11 protein-coding genes are annotated in these 15,816 nt (G+C 69.2%); all 11 read left to right on the top strand.

What is annotated here, in order from left to right; genetic code table 11:
• The first annotated feature begins 9 nt into the window (after window positions 1-9).
• The 11 genes from recO to AC16DP_RS02860 all read left to right on the top strand — a co-directional run bounded on the left by recO (window position 10) and on the right by AC16DP_RS02860 (window position 15,812).
• The gene (recO, locus tag AC16DP_RS02910; RefSeq protein ID WP_329732141.1) at window positions 10-744 is read left to right on the top strand and encodes a DNA repair protein RecO; all 735 of its coding nucleotides are present in this window, start codon (window positions 10-12) and stop codon (window positions 742-744) included.
• Window positions 745-768: 24 nt separating this feature from the next.
• Window positions 769-1,752 (top strand): carbohydrate kinase family protein, encoded by a 984-nt coding sequence (locus tag AC16DP_RS02905; RefSeq protein ID WP_329732142.1) that lies wholly within the window; start codon window positions 769-771, stop codon window positions 1,750-1,752.
• Window positions 1,753-1,799: 47 nt separating this feature from the next.
• A complete protein-coding gene (locus AC16DP_RS02900; protein ID WP_329732143.1) occupies window positions 1,800-3,947 on the top strand; it encodes a protein kinase domain-containing protein in 2,148 nt (715 codons plus the stop codon).
• 54 nt (window positions 3,948-4,001) lie between these two features.
• Window positions 4,002-4,982, top strand: coding sequence for a glycine--tRNA ligase subunit alpha (gene glyQ / locus AC16DP_RS02895; RefSeq protein ID WP_329732144.1), 981 nt, complete (start codon window positions 4,002-4,004; stop codon window positions 4,980-4,982).
• On the top strand, window positions 4,972-7,071 hold the full coding sequence (gene glyS / locus AC16DP_RS02890) for a glycine--tRNA ligase subunit beta (RefSeq protein ID WP_329732145.1): 2,100 nt from the start codon (window positions 4,972-4,974) through the stop codon (window positions 7,069-7,071). The genes glyQ and glyS overlap by 11 nt, the downstream gene beginning before the upstream one ends.
• A gap of 113 nt (window positions 7,072-7,184) precedes the next feature.
• Window positions 7,185-8,648, top strand: a complete 1,464-nt coding sequence (locus AC16DP_RS02885; RefSeq protein WP_329732146.1) for a YncE family protein — start codon at window positions 7,185-7,187, stop codon at window positions 8,646-8,648.
• On the top strand, window positions 8,645-10,840 hold the full coding sequence (locus tag AC16DP_RS02880; RefSeq protein ID WP_329732147.1) for a hypothetical protein: 2,196 nt from the start codon (window positions 8,645-8,647) through the stop codon (window positions 10,838-10,840). Before AC16DP_RS02885 ends, AC16DP_RS02880 begins: the two co-directional genes overlap by 4 nt.
• A gap of 63 nt (window positions 10,841-10,903) precedes the next feature.
• Window positions 10,904-11,788: an FHA domain-containing protein gene (locus tag AC16DP_RS02875; protein WP_329732148.1), complete on the top strand. Its 885-nt coding sequence runs from the start codon at window positions 10,904-10,906 to the stop codon at window positions 11,786-11,788.
• 109 nt (window positions 11,789-11,897) lie between these two features.
• Entirely contained in the window at window positions 11,898-12,434 is a 537-nt protein-coding gene (locus AC16DP_RS02870) for an A24 family peptidase (RefSeq protein WP_329732149.1), read from the top strand.
• 29 nt (window positions 12,435-12,463) lie between these two features.
• A complete protein-coding gene (locus AC16DP_RS02865; RefSeq protein WP_329732150.1) occupies window positions 12,464-13,912 on the top strand; it encodes a type II and III secretion system protein family protein in 1,449 nt (482 codons plus the stop codon).
• A gap of 133 nt (window positions 13,913-14,045) precedes the next feature.
• Entirely contained in the window at window positions 14,046-15,812 is a 1,767-nt protein-coding gene (locus AC16DP_RS02860) for a TadA family conjugal transfer-associated ATPase (RefSeq protein WP_329732166.1), read from the top strand.
• Window positions 15,813-15,816 lie beyond the last annotated feature (4 nt).

Raw genomic sequence — 15,816 nt, 5'->3', positions numbered from 1 at the left:
ACCGGACTCATGGAGCGTTTCGTCGATGAGGCGCTGGTCCTCTCCACGGTGGACTACGGAGAGTCCGACCGGCTGGTCACCCTCCTCACACGCGAGCACGGCAAGCTGACGGCCTTCGCGGCCGGGGCCCGCAAGAGCAAGCGGCGCTTCGCCGGCGCGCTGGAGCCCTACATGCGGCTGCGCGTGCAGCTGGTGGAGACGCGTGGCTCCACGGTGCGCCTGGACTCGGCCGACATCGTCGCCGGCTACTACGGGGCCCGCGAGGACCTCTCCCTCATCGCTCGCGCCCTGTATGCCGTGGAGCTGTGCCGCGAGCTGACGCGCGACCACGAGCCGCACCTGGAGCTCTTCGAGCTGCTGGAGGAGTACCTGGGCAAGCTGGACGCGAAGGAGGCCGGGCCCACCTCGTTGCTGGCCTTCGAGCTGTCCGCCCTGGCCCAGGCCGGGCTGATGCCCCGCTTCGACTCGTGCGCGCTGTGTGGTGGCCCGCCGGGCGAGCGGCCCCGCTTCGACCAGGCGCATGGCGGCGCGGTGTGCGAGCCCTGTGGCTTCCGGGCGCGCGACGCGGTGGCCGTCCCCGCCGAGCTGCTGTCCGGGCTCCGCGCGCTGCAGGAGGGCCAGCGCACCCCGTTGCCGGCCGAGCTCCGGGCCCGGGCGCGCGGGGTGCTCAACGTCTTCATCTCCCACCACCTCGGCCGCCGCCTCAAGAGCGTGGACTTCATGGCCCAGGTGGGGCTGGACTGACGGGCGGCTTCCAGGAGGCGGCTCATGGACGTGGTGTGTGTCGGGGAGAGTCTGGTGGACTTCCTCCCCGCGGAGTCCGCTCAGCGCGTGCGCGACGTGACGGCGTGGATGCCGAGCATCGGTGGCTCGCTGGCCAATGTCTCCGTGGGCGTGGCGCGGCTGGGCGGCCGCTCGGCCTACGTGGGCGTGGTGGGCGAGGACGAGTTCGGCCACTTCCTGCGCGAGCGCCTCGCCGCCGAGGGCGTGGACGTCAGCCACGTGCGCCAGACGCCCGAGGCCAGGACGGGGCTCGTCTTCATCTCCATCGACGCGCGCGGCGAGCGCAGCTTCACGTACTTCCGCACGAACTCGGCCGAGTTCCTCTTGAGCGAGCGGGACGTGGACCCGGCCTTCCTCGGCCGTGCGCGCGTGGTGCACTTCGGGACCAACTCGTTGAAGCTGCCCACGGCCCGGGCGGCCATGCTGCGCACCGTGGAGGCCGCTCGCGCCGCGGGGCGCATCGTGAGCTGTGACCCCAACCTCCGGCTCCACGCGTGGGAGGACCTCGAGGTGCTGCGCGAGCAGCTCCGGCTCCTGCTGCCCCGGTGCTCGGTGGTGAAGCTCTCCGAGGAGGAGATCGCCTTCGCCACCGGCCGCACGGACCCCGACGATGCACTGCGTCACCTCTCGGGACTGGGCGTGACGCTGCCCGTGGTGACGCGGGGCGAGGCCGGCGCCGTCTTCCTCTGGCGCGGCGAGGTGGTTCGCGTTCCGGCGCCCCGCGTCCGCGTGGTGGACACCACCGGGGCAGGGGATGGCTTCACGGCGGCCTTCCTCCATGGGCTCTCGCGGCGCTACGCGGATGACGCGGCGCTCGCGAAGGCCTCTCGCGAGGACCTGGAGGCGCTGGCCACCTTCGGCTGTGCGGTGGGCTCCCGGGTGGTCGAGCACCTCGGCGCCGTGGCGGGCCTGCCCGGCCGGCAGGAGATGGCGGGCGTGTTGCCTCCCTGGCTACAGGACCCGGCTTGAGCCACGTTGTCGACCCGGTTCCACCCAACCGCTAGAATGCGGCGTCAATGGCCTACTCAGGGGACCCAGGAAACGCGGGTCTCGACCCCGACCGCGGACGCCGCATCGGCAAGTACGAGATCGTCACCCGTCTGTCCGTCGGCGGGATGGCCGAGCTCTTCCTCGCCTTCACCGCCGGGCCCGGTGGGTTCCGCAAGTTCGTCGCGCTGAAGCAGATCCTCCCGGACATCCACAAGGACGAGCACTTCGTCCGCATGTTCCTGGACGAGGCCCGCATCACCGCCGCCCTCGCGCACGCGAACATCGCCCAGGTCTTCGATCTCGGCCAGGAGGACGAGGAGCTGTACCTGGCCATGGAGTTCCTCGCCGGGCAGAACCTCGAGCAGATCCTCCAGGCCTCCATCAAGCAGCAGCGTCCGCTCCCCCTGGGCTTCTCGGCCCGAGCCGTGAGGGATGCGTGCCTCGGGCTCCACTACGCGCACCACTTCACCGATCCCTCGGGCAAGCCCCGGCCGGTGGTGCACCGGGACGTGTCGCCCAAGAACGTGATGGTCACCTTCGATGGCCACGTGAAGGTGATCGACTTCGGCATCGCCAAGGTGAAGGGCCGGCTCGGCCGCACGCAGGTGGGCATGGTGAAGGGCACCACCGGCTACATGTCTCCCGAGCAGGTGCAGGGCTCCGAGCAGCTCGACGGCCGGAGCGACCTCTTCTGCGCCGGCATCCTCCTGCACGAGCTGCTCTGCGGACGCCGGCTGTTCGCCGGCTCCCACGAGGGCGCGGTGATGCTGAAGATCTCCGCGGCGGACGTGCCCTCGCCCTCGAGCCTCAACCCACGCGTGCCCGAGGCGCTGTCCCAGGTGGTGATGCGCGCGATGGAGCGGGAGCCGGAGCGGCGCTTCGCCTCGGGCCGGGAGATGGCCCGCGCCATCGAGGCCGCGTGCGGACCGGAGCTCTTCCACGAGGAGCAGCTGGCCACGGTGATGCGCCAGCTCTTCGAGGACAAGCTCCAGAAGACGCGCGCGCTGCTGGAGAGCGCCAATGGCCTCGAGCGGGACACGGGGGTCGAGAAACCCGCCGTGCCGCTCGGTGCTCCCGACAAGGAAGATCCCACGGAGCGGATGCGCCGGCCCCCACCTCCAGCCCCGGTGGCTCCACCGCGTGTCGCGAAGCCGCCTTCGGGGCAGATGGCGTCCGTGGCCGCTCCTCCGGCGAAGACGCCCGCTCCCGTTCCTCGCCGGGCCGCTGCCGTGGCCGCTCCCGCGCGGCTACCTGCCCGGGCGGCGGTCTCCCGTCCCGTGGCCGCCGAGCCGGAGGAGGACGAGGAGGATCCGCTCGAGAAGACGCAGCCGGTCCGCAGGGCCCCCGGAGGATTCCGGCCCGTGGCCATCCCGGAAGAGCCCGAGGCCGAGGCCGCCGGGACCGAGGAGCGCGAGGTGACCCTGCCGTCCCCGCGTGCCCGGCTGTCCCCGGAGGCCCAGGCGGAGCTGGCGAAACAGCGAAGGGGCTGGGGTGGGGGGCTCTTCCTGGTGCTGCTGCTCGTGGCCGTGGGCGTCGCCTTCTACCACCCGCCGACGCGGGCCCGGTTGACCCCCCTGTTCGCCACCGCGCTCGAGCGCCTGAAGGGGGAGGAGCCGCCTCACGGGCCTCCTCCGGCGGAACGCTTCCCCGTACCCCTGTCCTCGCAGCCAGAGGCTCAGGCGGCAGGGCAGGAGACTCCGTCCCCGGAGCCCACGCCGCGGCCCGCGGCGGAGCAGGCGCCGGTGGTGGCCCAGGCCGCGGAACCCACGCCGGAGCCCACCCGAGCCACCTCCAAGCGGACGCGCAAGTCCGTCGATCCCGCGCCGGAGTCCAAGCCGAAGGCCGCCGCTCCGGCGAAACCGGCCACCGCCGACGCCGAGCCGCCGGTCGACGGCGAGCCCGAGATCATCGACACGAGCACCGCCAAGGGCGCGGCGAAGGCGGCGCTCGGCTGGCTCACGCTCCGCACGATTCCTCGCGCCGCGGTGTTCGATGGTGAGAATCAGCTCGGCACCACACCGCTGCGCAAGGTGCCGCTGCCCGTGGACACCTACCGGCTGCTGGTGGTTGACCCCGACGGCGTCAACAAGATGCTGTCCGTTCCCATCAAGCCAGGTCAGGTGACGGACATGACGGTGCGCATCTCCGATCTTCCCGACTGGCAAGCGCAGTGAGCGTCACGGCTGTCCTTGACGCTCCCGGACCCCATCACTAGGGTCCGCGGCGCCATGTACTTCCAGGATCTCATCCTCACGCTCCAGAATCACTGGGCGAAGCAAGGGTGCATCATCACCCAGCCCTATGATCTCGAAGTGGGTGCGGGCACCATGCACCCGGCCACCTTCCTCCGCGCCCTGGGCCCCGAGCCCTGGAACGTGGCCTACGTGCAGCCCTCGCGGCGTCCCGCCGACGGCCGTTTCGGCGAGAACCCCAACCGCCTGTTCCAGCACCACCAGTTCCAGGTCATCCTCAAGCCCGCGCCCAAGAACGTCCAGCAGCTCTACCTGGACTCCATCCGCGCGTTCGGCATCGATCCGCTCGAGCACGACATCCGCTTCGTCGAGGACGACTGGGAGTCGCCCACCCTGGGCGCCTGGGGTCTGGGCTGGGAGGTCTGGTGTGACGGCATGGAGGTCACCCAGTTCACCTACTTCCAGCAGTGCGGGGGTTTCGAGTGCCGGCCCGTCGCGGCGGAGCTGACGTACGGCCTCGAGCGCATCGCCATGTACCTGCAGAACGTGGAGAACATCTACGACATCGAGTGGGTCAAGGGCGTCAAGTACCGCGAGATCTTCCACGCCAACGAAGTGGAGATGAGTCGGTACGCCTTCCAGGAGTCGGACCCGCAGATGCTGTTCAGCCTGTTCGACGCGTACGAGAAGGAGTGCAAGCGCCTCATCGAGCGCGAGGTGCCGCTGCCCGCGTATGACTACGCGCTCAAGTGCTCGCACGCCTTCAACCTGCTGGACGCGCGCGGGGCCATCTCGGTGACGGAGCGCGCCAACTTCATCAAGCGCGTGCGCGACAACGCGCGCCTGTGCGCCGAGGGCTACCTGAAGATGCGCGAGAAGCTCGGCTTCCCGCTGCTCAAGACGCCCTGGACGGTGGGCGAGCAGCCGCCGGTGCTCGAGGGCAAGGCCGCCAGCGAGTACTGGAAGACGGTGACCTTCAACAAGCCCGCCGAGGCGGAGGTGGCCCGTGGCAAGTGATCTGCTCCTGGAGATCGGCGCCGAGGAGATCCCCGCGTCGTTCATCGTCCCGGCGCTCGCGGACCTCGAGCGCATCATCACCGAGCGCGCGGCCGAGGCCCGGCTGAAGCACGGGGAAGTGCGCACCTACGGCACGCCGCGGCGGCTGGCGGTGTGGGTGAAGGACGTGGCGGAGCGGGGCGAGGACATCACCCGCGAGGTGCTCGGCCCGAGCGCGAAGGCGGCCTTCGACAAGGACGGCAAGCCCACCAAGGCGGCCGAGAAGTTCGCCGAGAGCCAGAAGCTCTCCGTGGACGCGCTGCTGCGCGTGCAGACGCCCAAGGGCGAGTACCTGGGCGCCAAGGTGGAGGAGAAGGGCCGCCCGGCGGCGGACATCTTCAAGGACATCCTCCACGCGGCGGTGCACGGCATCAACTTCCGCAAGACGATGCGCTGGGGCGACGTGGACCAGGCCTTCGCGCGGCCCGTGCAGTGGATGATCGCGCTGCTGGGCAACGAGGTGCTGCCGGTGGTGCTCGGTGACGTGAAGAGCGGCCGTACCACCTACGGCCACCGCTTCCTGTCCCCCGCGCCCATCGAGATCTCCAAGCCCTCGGACTACGAGGCGGCCCTGGAGAAGGCGAACGTGGTGCCGGACATCTCCAAGCGCCGGGCCCAGCTCGTGGAGAAGGTGCGCGCGGCCGCCCAGCAGGCCGGTGGCAAGCTCATGGAGGACGAGTCCCTGGTGGACCAGGTGACCCACCTCGTGGAGCTGCCCAACCCGGTGGTGGGCTCCTTCGAGGAGCGGCACCTGGACCTGCCCCCCGAGGTGCTGGTGCAGGAGATGAAGAGCCACCAGCGCTACTTCTCCGTGGTGGACGGCAACGGCAAGCTGATGCCGCGCTTCATCGCCGTGTCCAACACGCCGGTGCGCGACGTGAACCTGTCCCTTCGCGGCTACCAGCGCGTGCTGCGCTCGCGTCTGGCCGACGGGCGCTTCTTCTTCGACGAGGATCGCAAGACGCCGCTCGAGAGCCGCACCGAGAAGCTCGGGCGCGTGGTGTGGCAGGGTCAGCTCGGCAGCTACGCGGAGAAGGTGGCGCGCTTCCGCTCCCTGTCCGTGAAGCTGGCCGGGTGGACGGGCCACACGGGCCTCACGTCCACCCTCGAACGCGCCGCCACCCTGGCCAAGGCGGACCTCGTCACCGGCATGGTGGGCGAGTTCCCCGAGCTCCAGGGCGTCATGGGCCGTGAGTACGCCCGCGCCGGTGGCGAGCCCGAGGCGGTGGCCCTGGCCATCTTCGAGCACTACCTGCCTCGCACGGCCGAGGACTCGCTGCCCACGCAGGACGCCGGCGCCCTCATCGGCCTGGCGGACCGGCTGGACACGCTCTGCGGCATCTTCGCCATCGGCAAGGGCCCCAGCGGTGCGGCGGATCCGTTCGCCCTGCGGCGCGCCTGCCTGTCCGTCATCCGCATCGTCCTGGGCCGCGGCTACCGCTTCTCGCTCTCCCAGGCGGTGGATGCGGCGCTGGAGCAGCTCGCGCCGAAGATCGCCAACGTCAAGCGCAAGGCCGGGGAGCCCGCGCCCCGCGAGCAGGTGCTCGAGTTCTTCCGCGGCCGCCTCAAGGCGCTGTGGACGGAGCAGTACCGCACCGACGTGGTGGAGGCCGTGCTGTCCGCCGGCTACGACGACCTCGTGGCCGCCCACAAGCGGCTGCAGGCGCTCGCCAGCATCGTGGGCCAGGCGGACTTCGCGCCCCTGGCGGCCGCCTTCAAGCGCGTGGTCAACATCGTCGAGAAGCAGGGCAAGGACGTGTCCCGCGGCGGGGTGGACTCCAACCGCCTCACCGACGAGGCCGAGCGCCAGCTCCACTCGGCCTACGTGCAGGCGCGCTCCCGCGTCACCGACCAGGTCAAGGCCGATGATTTCTCCGGCGCCCTCAAGGAGATCACCGGCCTCAAGCCCACCGTGGACACCTTCTTCGACAAGGTCATGGTGATGGCCGAGGACAAGGACCTGCGCGAGAACCGCATCCGGCTCCTCGTGGAGATCGGCACCCTGTTCAACCAGGTGGCCGACTTCTCGAAGATCCAGGCCGAGGCATGATCTCGGCTGGAGGGTAGCCAACCTCCAGTGGGGGCGTATGGCAGGTAGGGAATAGCCGGGGACCTTTGTAGTTGCCCGGCGTCGGAGCGGTTTCTACACTCCGCCCCCCTTACATGCGCCCCCTTCTCCTCAGTCTCGCGCTCCTGTCCGCCGTCGCGTGCTCCCGAACCGACGAGCGGCCGCCGCCCACGGATCGCTTCGTCTATCCGAGCGGCCTCGTGCACCGCTCGGTGCCCGGCTCCACCAACGGCATCCTCTACGTGGCCAGCGCCAACTTCGACCGGTGCTTCGACCAGGGCACCGTGATGGCGGTCGACCTGGATCGGGTGTCGGGCTCCGGCGGCGATGGCTTGAAGTCCCTCGGCGAGTACGACCCTGCCGCCAAGACGGCGGAGCTCGGACAGCTCAACGTCGCCCCGGAGTCGTTCCGCTACATCGACAACTTCGCGGGAGAGATGGCCCTCTGGGAGCGCACGGATGCCTCGCCCCGGCTCTTCATCCCCACCCGCGGGGACGGAAACTATCTCCACTACGTGGACATCACGGCGCCGACGCAGCTGACCTGCGCGAACAGCCCGCAGAGCAACGACTGCACCGCTGGCGCCCTGTCGCTCGCCTCGGGAGTGGCGGGAGCCCAGGAGGGGCAGCCGCGCGCGGACGCTCCCTTCGGCGTCTCCGTGGATACCTCCGGCATCCCCGATCCCGACGAGGGGAAGGAGGGGGTGCGCGTGTGGGTGACCCACCTGAACCCCGTGGACTCGCCCCAGCGGTCGCAGACGAACTACGAGTCGTACCTGGTGGACGTGCCCGGACAGGAGCCCGGCCTCTCCAGCGCGGACTTCCACCCCCTGAACCTCGCGGGCTTCCCCATCGGCGGCACCAACTCGGTGGTCGCCGATGAGCGGTACGTCTTCTTCACGGGCCGGCTCAGCAACACCCGCATCTCGGATACCACGCTGTCCCGGCGGACGCTGGTGCGCGTGCTGGACAAGCAGAACCTGGAGGCCAACCAGTTCATCGAGCCCGGATTGGATCTGGGCTTCGCCGCGTCGGAGGCGCGCGGGCTCGCACTGACCCCGCGGTCCACGCTGACGCCCTCGGCCCCCCGGCGGCTGTACGTGGCCGTGCGCGAGCCGGATACGCTGCTCATCGTCAACGTGGAGGGCATCGAGACGGCGTCGAACACGCCCAAGCTCACCGTGGTGGGCGCGGTGCCCCTGCCCAACGGTCCCTCCCAGGTGAAGCTGGTGTCTCGCGGCGAGTCGCGCAGCGAGCTGGTGCTGGTGTCCTGCACCGACGCCGGCGTGGTGGCCATCTATGACCCCGAGGTGGGCCAGGTCGTGGCGCAGGTGGCGGTGGGCGAGGTCAACGGCACGCAGTCGCCCCAGCCCTTCGGGCTCGCCGTGCAGCAGCAGGGCGGTGGGGCGCGCATCTTCGCCAGCAACTTCGGGGATGGGCGCATCTCGGTGATCGACATCAAGGAGCTCGGCAGCCCGCAGCTGGCCCGGTTGGTGGCTCATCTGGGAGTCCGGCAGGACGAGGGCGAGTCCGCGCAGTGCCAGGAGGAGCAGCTGTGAAGCGCTTGATCGTGTCGTTGATGGTGGTGGCCGGGGCGCTGTCGTCCGCCTGCACCGAGGAGACGCAGTTCGAACAGAACGCGGGTCTGGCGGGCACGTACGACGTGGCCCTGGTCAGCTATCCGCCGGAGCAGGAAGGGGATGAGCCGGAGCAGTTGCTGTTCGTCACCTCGACGGACAACAACGAGCTGCGCGTGCTCTCGCTCGTGAAGGAACTGGCGGATCGGAAGTTCCTGCGAGCCCCCAATCCGCTGCAGCCGCTCGCCATCCCGGTGCTGCCCCGGCCCCAGGCGCTCACGCGGGACGTGCGCTACGACGGCCATGGGGTGGAGCAGTCCGGCCGGCTCGTGTTCGCGCGCAGCAGCGGCTCGACGCTGATCTCCGTCGTGGACGCGGACCGCGAGGTCCTCAAGGAGGTGCGGCGGCTGGACACCCAGGTGATCACCAAGGCGGGGGGCTCCCCCTCGGAGGGTCCGGTGACGGCCTTCGCGGCCAGGGCTCCCGAGGAGCAGAACGGCGGCACCACGCTCTACTTCGCGACCCAGGAGACCACCGGGGCCCGGCTGTGGTCGGCGCAGTTGCCGGCCCGGAACGGCCTGGGCTCCGGAACGGTCACGGCGACGCCGCTGCCGGGGGAGGGGCTGCCCGCTGGCGTGGCCGTCAACTCCCTCCTCGTGCTGCCCAACCCGCTGGGCGTGTCCCATCGCGGGGTGCTCGCCGTGGCCACGCGCGCCACGCGGGGCGGGGCGGGTCGGGTGTACAGGATGAACCTGGGGACGGAGGGGGCCTCCCCGGTGGTCCAGGAGCTGAACTTCGGCGGCGCGCAGGTGCTCCAGCTCGCCACCCATGGACGCGTGGAATACCCCGAGGTCCGGCAGCTCGATGCCACGACGCGGAAGACGGAGGTCCAGGTCGTGGAAGCCGGCTCGCGCATCTTCGGCATCCTGGATCCGTCCGACTGCGGCGTGCGGCTCCAGTGCACGGGCGTACTGGCCGTGGACGTGGACACGGGCCAGGTGTCCAAGGACCTCTCGGGCAGGGATGCGCTGGGCAATGCCGCGCGCCTGTATGACATGCTGCCCATCGGCGCGGGCACCGGGCTGCCCACGGGCCTGTCGCTGGCCACGGACAGGAACCTGCAGATCGACGCGGGGGAGCCCACGGATCGCCTGGACCCCGACCCCACCGTGACCGCCCGCAGGCAACGCGGCCTCACCGTGCCCGTGCTGGGCATCGTGCCGCTCTCCAACGGGACCATCCTGTTCTTCGACGCGGTGAGGCTGACGCACCTCAACACCGACGCCGTCTGGGGCGAGGGGCAGACGGAGAACACGGTCACCGCCACCGTCTCGTTCATCAACTACCTGGGCGCCTCCTCGGATGCCTCCGCGGACGTCTTCGTCAACCAGACCGCGACGGCGACGGGGGACCAGCAGGATCTGACGTTCGGCGTCACCCGGGATCAGACGTACGTGCTGGTGTACCAGGGGCTCCTGCCCGAGATGGAGGCCGTGGAGCGCAACACGAAGAACAACGATGCGTTCGAGGTCCCCTTCGTGCCGCGAGTGGGCAAGGGACAGGTGGTGTTCCCCGGGGACCTCATCATCCTGCTGTCGGCGCGCACGGGCGGGCAGACGTGTGCCACGGCCGTGCCGGTGGGCTCGGTGGTGCCACCGGCCGACGGCGGCACCCGGGCCACCCTCATCCCCTCGGGGGCGCTCCCGGAGGCGTGCGCCGACTTCCCGTTCTTCCAGGTCCGCGCCGCGGGCACCAGGCCGCTCGTGCTCTCCAGCGGCAGTGAGGACTACATCGATCGGGTGGCCGCGGGTGAGCCCTATGAGATCCGGGGCCCGTACTTCTTCCACCCCCCGGGCTATCAGGGGCAGACCGAGGACGTGGTGCTGCGCTTCCGCGTCACCCGGGCCAACCTGGACGATCCGACCCGGGGCCTCGTCCGCGGGGAGCGCTACGTCATCTCCACCGACTCCCACTTCTTCCCGTACCTCATCTCGGTGGCGCAGGTGGAGGACCTGTTCTTCTTCCGGCTGCCCGGGCCCGTGGTGCAGGCGACGGTGGGCAACAAGGACTACGCCTACATCGCCTATCCCTCGGCCAACGGGGTGCTCGAGGTGGACCTGACGGCCATTACCGCGGGCGTGACCAACAGCAACGGCCTGTCCACGTTCCGGTGAGATTTCGCGTCCCTGGGCGGCTCTGCTAGAGTCCGGGGCACCAGGATTAGCGAGTCAAGACAGATGATCGACCAGAACTCCCGCCCCGCCCGCAAGGTCGGCATCGCCGACCATTTGTGGGAGACCTACGAAGACATGGCCCAGCAGATGGGCTCGGATCGTGACGCGCTCATCAACCAGGCGCTGTTCATGTTCGCCCGCCTCAACGGCTTCATCGAGGTGGCCCGGAACGACCGCTCCGAGGCGCCCGCCCCGCGCGTGGCCGCCGCGGCCCCCAGCAAGTCCGCTCCGCCCGTGCTTCAGCCCGTCGCCGGGGGCGCGTCCGCCAAGGCGGCGCCTCCTCCCCGCGACGACACCCCTCTGCCCGCCCCGGCCCCCCAGCGGCCCTCCCGCGCCGCCGCCGCCGAGGAGCGTCCTCCCGCCAACGCGCTGGACAACGACCCCGCCCGCCGCGAGGTCGCCGAGCGCGTCCTGGAGACCGCCGCCGAGCTCGAGCGCCTCATCAAGGGCAAGAGCAACGAGCCCCGCGAGGAGATCGACGAGGAGCCGCTCCCCGAGGACTCGGACGACTCCGGCATGGACATGGCCGCCGACGAGCCCATGGACGAGGACGAGCCCATGGACGAGGACGAGCCCATGGACGACGAGCCCATGGACGAGCCGGGCGGTGCCGCGCTCATCCTCGCCATGGACAACGCCGAGCCGCAGACGATCACCAAGGACCGCTTCGTCATCGGCCGCGGCAAGCACTGCGACCTGATGATCAACTCCGGCAAGGTCAGCCGCGAGCACGCCGTCATCGTCCGCGAGGGCGACGACTTCTTCATCGAGGACCTGGGCTCCTCCAACGGCACCTGGTTCAACAAGCAGCGGATCAAACGCCGCAAGGTGGAGGACGGCGACGAGTACTTCATCTGCAGCGAGCGGGTGCGGCTCTCCTACGCCTGAGCGCCTGCTTCCGCGCCGGGGACCGGGCTGTTGGCCAATTGACGGAGAGCGGCCCTCCCTGATTTAGTTCCCAAATCCGCCTCTTTCCGGATTGAGAGGCGGATTGAACATGACTTCCTCTCACATCGCACTCTGGACCGTCCTGGGAGTGGCGCTGGTGATCTCGGTGGCCACGGACGTACTGAGCCGCCGGATCCTGGACGTCGTCACGTACCCGTTGATGGCGGTGGCCCTGGGCGTTCGCCTGTGGTCCGAGGGCGTGGGCGGCCTGGAGACGGGGCTGGTGAGTGGCGTGGTGTCCGGGCTGGGGCTGGCGCTGCTGCTGGTGCCGGCGGCGAGGGGCGGGAAGATGGGGTGGGGCGACGTGAAGTTGATGGCGGGGGTAGGGGCGGTGCTGGGCTTTCCCACGGTGATGGCGGCGGCGGCCTTCATCTCCCTGGCGGGTGCGCTGCAGGCGGTGGTGACGCTGCTGTGGCACGGCGCCGTCTGGGAGACCATGGGCCACATGGTGCGGCGGTGGGCGGTCCGGGTCCGGCTGATGGACGAGAGCGCGGTCAGCGCACCGGGGCACCACATCCCCTACGGCGTGGCGATCGCACTGGGTACTTTCTGGGCCATGTACTGGCAGCACGACAAACTGGGGTAGTTCGGATGCGACGCGAAGGGACTCTCACGATGCTTGGACGCTTCACGCAGGTGGCCGCGCTCGGCACCCTGCTGGCCCTGTTCGCCGCGGGCTCCGCTCGGGCCCAGGATAGCAGCACCATCAACCTCGGCGTGGGCACCCAGAAGGTGATCACCGTGCCCGGTACCACCCGCATCGCGCTGGGAGATCCGGGCGTGGCCGAGGTGAAGGTCATCGGCAACAACCAGATCCTCCTGCAGGGCCAGGCCGAGGGCAAGACGACGCTGCTCGTCTGGAAGAGCTCCGGCCAGCGCGTGAGCTACCTGGTCACCGTGCGCAAGCAGGACCCCAACGAGGTCATCTCCGAGCTCAAGAAGCTGCTCGGGGAGATTGAAGGCGTGTCCGTGCGCATGGTGGGTGACCGCATCTACCTGGAAGGGCAGGCGTACACCGCGGGCGACGCCGAGCGCATCGATCAGGTGGTGTCGCTCTACCCGAACGTGAAGAGCTTCGTGAAGGTGGCGCCCAACGCCAAGAAGCTGGTGGCGCAGAACCTCACCGCGGCCTTCCAGAAGGCGGGCCTGCGCAACGTGCAGGTGAACGTGGTGGGCTCCACCATCTTCCTGGAGGGCTCGGTGGAGAGCCAGCAGGACCTGCAGAAGTCCGAGCTCATCGTCAAGGCGGTGGGCGAGAAGGTGGAGAACCTGCTCGTCGTCGGCATCAAGCGGATGATCCTCTCCGAGGTGCAGTTCGTGGAGATCCGCCGCAACTCGCGCGACCGCTACGGCATCAAGTACCCCACCGACATCACCGGCAGCGTGTCCGCCACCACCTCGCTCACCCAGAGCCTCTATCCCGGCACGTTCGGCTCGGGCAGCGGCCTGATGGGAATCGTCGGCGGCTCGGACTTCTCCATCGGCTTCCAGGGCAACGACGGCTACGGCCGGCTCCTGGCGCAGCCCAAGCTGGTGTGCGCCAGCGGCGAGAAGGCCGAGTTCCTCGCGGGCGGTGAGGTGCCCATCCCCCTCATCACCCAGAACCAGTTCTCGGTGGAGTACAAGCCCTACGGCGTCATCCTCAACCTGCGCCCCACCGCGGACCGCAACGGCAACATCCAGACGGAGATCGAGGCCGAGGCGAGCGAGATCGACACCTCGGTGGCCGTGTCCTTCGGCAGCTCCTCGGCCATCCCCGGCTTCCGCACCCGCAAGGTGAAGACGAACGTCACCGTGCGCCACGGCGAGACGATCGTCCTGTCGGGCGTGTTCAGCCACGACGAGCAGAAGGCCGTCTCCAAGCTGCCGGGCCTGGGTCACATCCCCATCATCGGCGAGCTCTTCAAGAACCGCGCGTTCGACTCCACCAAGCGCGAGCTGGTCATCTTCGTCACGCCCCGCATCGTCAACCCGGACTCGGACAAGATCCGGACGATCATCGAGGACGTGAAGAGCCGCTACAAGCAGGCCCGCTCCGAGGTCAACTTCAACATCTTCGACTGAGCGCCCGCACGGCTGCTCGGCTGCTTGAGGCCGGCCTCGTCCCCCAGGGGATGGGCGCCGGCCTCGCTGCTTTGTTGGCCCAACGCGTTGCCTCCTCTTTGAGGGGACGTGCGTGCTTGGTAGCATCCGCGCCATGTTTCTCGTCACGCTCGAGGAGAAGGGCGGAGGTACCGAGCAGATCGAGTTCGAAAAGAACGAGATCACCATCGGCCGCCTCGCTGGCAATGACATCGTCCTCGCCAAGGGCAACGTCTCCAAGTACCACTCGAAGATCGTCGAAAAGGACGGCAAGCTCATCGTCGTGGACATGAAGTCCACGAATGGCACCTTCGTGAACGGCAAGAAGATCGCCGGTCCGCAGGTGGTGAAGCCGGCCGATCAGATCTTCATCGGCGATTACATCATCAACGTGGAGCCCCTGGAGGAGCAGGGCTCCATGACGCGCACCGCGCCTCCCGAGGAGGAGTACTACGAGGAGGAGCAGGGCTACGACGACGGCGGGCAGGGCGCCTACGAGGAGGAGGAGCCGGAGCCTCCGCCCCCGGCCCCGGCCGCCAACGCGCGCATGCCGGCCTCGCTGGCCTCGGCGCTGGCCAAGAACAAGAAGCGCGTGGACCCCCGGCTCGAGGCCTATACCCGGCTCCAGAAGGAGATCCACGACCGGTTGATCGAGTACCTCGATCTGCGCCGCATGGACATGGACCGGCTCGGCGACGACGAGCTGTGGCGGCGCACCGAGAAGGCCATCCGCGACATCATCGATCAGATGGAAGCGGACGGAGAGCTCCCGCCCGAGGTGGACCGGGAAGAGCTGCTCACCGACGTCATCAACGAGGCGCTGGGCCTGGGGCCCCTCGAGGCGTTCCTCGCGTCGGATGAGATCAGCGAGATCATGGTGAACCACGCCAACCAGATCTACATCGAGCGCAAGGGCAAGCTCGTCCTGTCCGAGAAGACGTTCAGCTCGAACCAGGCGGTGCTCGGCGTGATCGAACGCATCGTCGCGCCCATCGGCCGGCGCATCGACGAGTCCAGCCCGCTGGTGGACGCGCGCCTGAAGGACGGCAGCCGCGTGAACGCCATCATCCCTCCGCTGGCGCTCAAGGGGCCCTGCATCACCATCCGCAAGTTCAAGAAGGACTCGCTGAAGATCCAGGATCTCATCAAGTACAAGACCGTCACGGCGCAGATGGCCGAGTTCCTGGAGATGTGCGTCAAGGCGCGCAAGAACATCGTCATCTCGGGCGGTACGGGCTCGGGCAAGACGACGACGCTCAACATCATCAGCTCCTTCATCCCCGAGGACGAGCGCATCGTCACGGTGGAGGACGCCGCCGAGCTCCAGCTGCCGCAGGATCACTGGGTGCAGCTGGAGAGCCGCCCGCCCAACCTGGAAGGCAAGGGCGCCATCTCCATCCGCGACCTGGTGAAGAACTGCCTGCGCATGCGGCCGGACCGCATCGTGGTGGGAGAGTGCCGCGCGGGCGAGACGCTGGACATGCTCCAGGCGATGAACACGGGCCACGACGGCTCGCTCACCACGCTGCATGCCAATACGCCTCGCGACGCCATCGCCCGGCTGGAGACGATGGTGCTGATGAGCGGCATGGAGCTGCCGGTGAAGGCCATCCGCGAGCAGATCGCCAGCGCCGTGCACATCATCGTGCAGCAGACGCGCTTCTCGGACGGGACGCGGAAGATCTGCTTCATCACGGAGATCGCCGGCATGGAGGTGGACATCGTCACCCTCCAGGACATCTTCTATTACAAGCAGGAAGGCTTCACGGAAGACGGGAAGGTGCGCGGGCGCTACGTGGCCAGCGGCTTCGTGCCGAAGTTCTACGATGACCTGCAGCGCAAGGGCATCCCCGTCAACATGAGCATCTTCCGCGAGGACTGACGCC

This window comes from Archangium sp., from assembly GCF_057119385.1.
This window is presented reverse-complemented; position numbering and strand designations above follow the sequence as displayed.

Coding starts and splice junctions, on each gene's coding strand:
- glyQ (WP_329732144.1), top strand. CDS start 4,002: ATGTACTTCCAGGATCTCATCCTCACGCTCCAGAATCACTGGGCGAAG.
- AC16DP_RS02905 (WP_329732142.1), top strand. CDS start 769: ATGGACGTGGTGTGTGTCGGGGAGAGTCTGGTGGACTTCCTCCCCGCG.
- AC16DP_RS02865 (WP_329732150.1), top strand. CDS start 12,464: ATGCTTGGACGCTTCACGCAGGTGGCCGCGCTCGGCACCCTGCTGGCC.
- AC16DP_RS02875 (WP_329732148.1), top strand. CDS start 10,904: ATGATCGACCAGAACTCCCGCCCCGCCCGCAAGGTCGGCATCGCCGAC.
- AC16DP_RS02860 (WP_329732166.1), top strand. CDS start 14,046: ATGTTTCTCGTCACGCTCGAGGAGAAGGGCGGAGGTACCGAGCAGATC.
- AC16DP_RS02870 (WP_329732149.1), top strand. CDS start 11,898: ATGACTTCCTCTCACATCGCACTCTGGACCGTCCTGGGAGTGGCGCTG.
- AC16DP_RS02885 (WP_329732146.1), top strand. CDS start 7,185: ATGCGCCCCCTTCTCCTCAGTCTCGCGCTCCTGTCCGCCGTCGCGTGC.
- AC16DP_RS02900 (WP_329732143.1), top strand. CDS start 1,800: ATGGCCTACTCAGGGGACCCAGGAAACGCGGGTCTCGACCCCGACCGC.
- recO (WP_329732141.1), top strand. CDS start 10: ATGGAGCGTTTCGTCGATGAGGCGCTGGTCCTCTCCACGGTGGACTAC.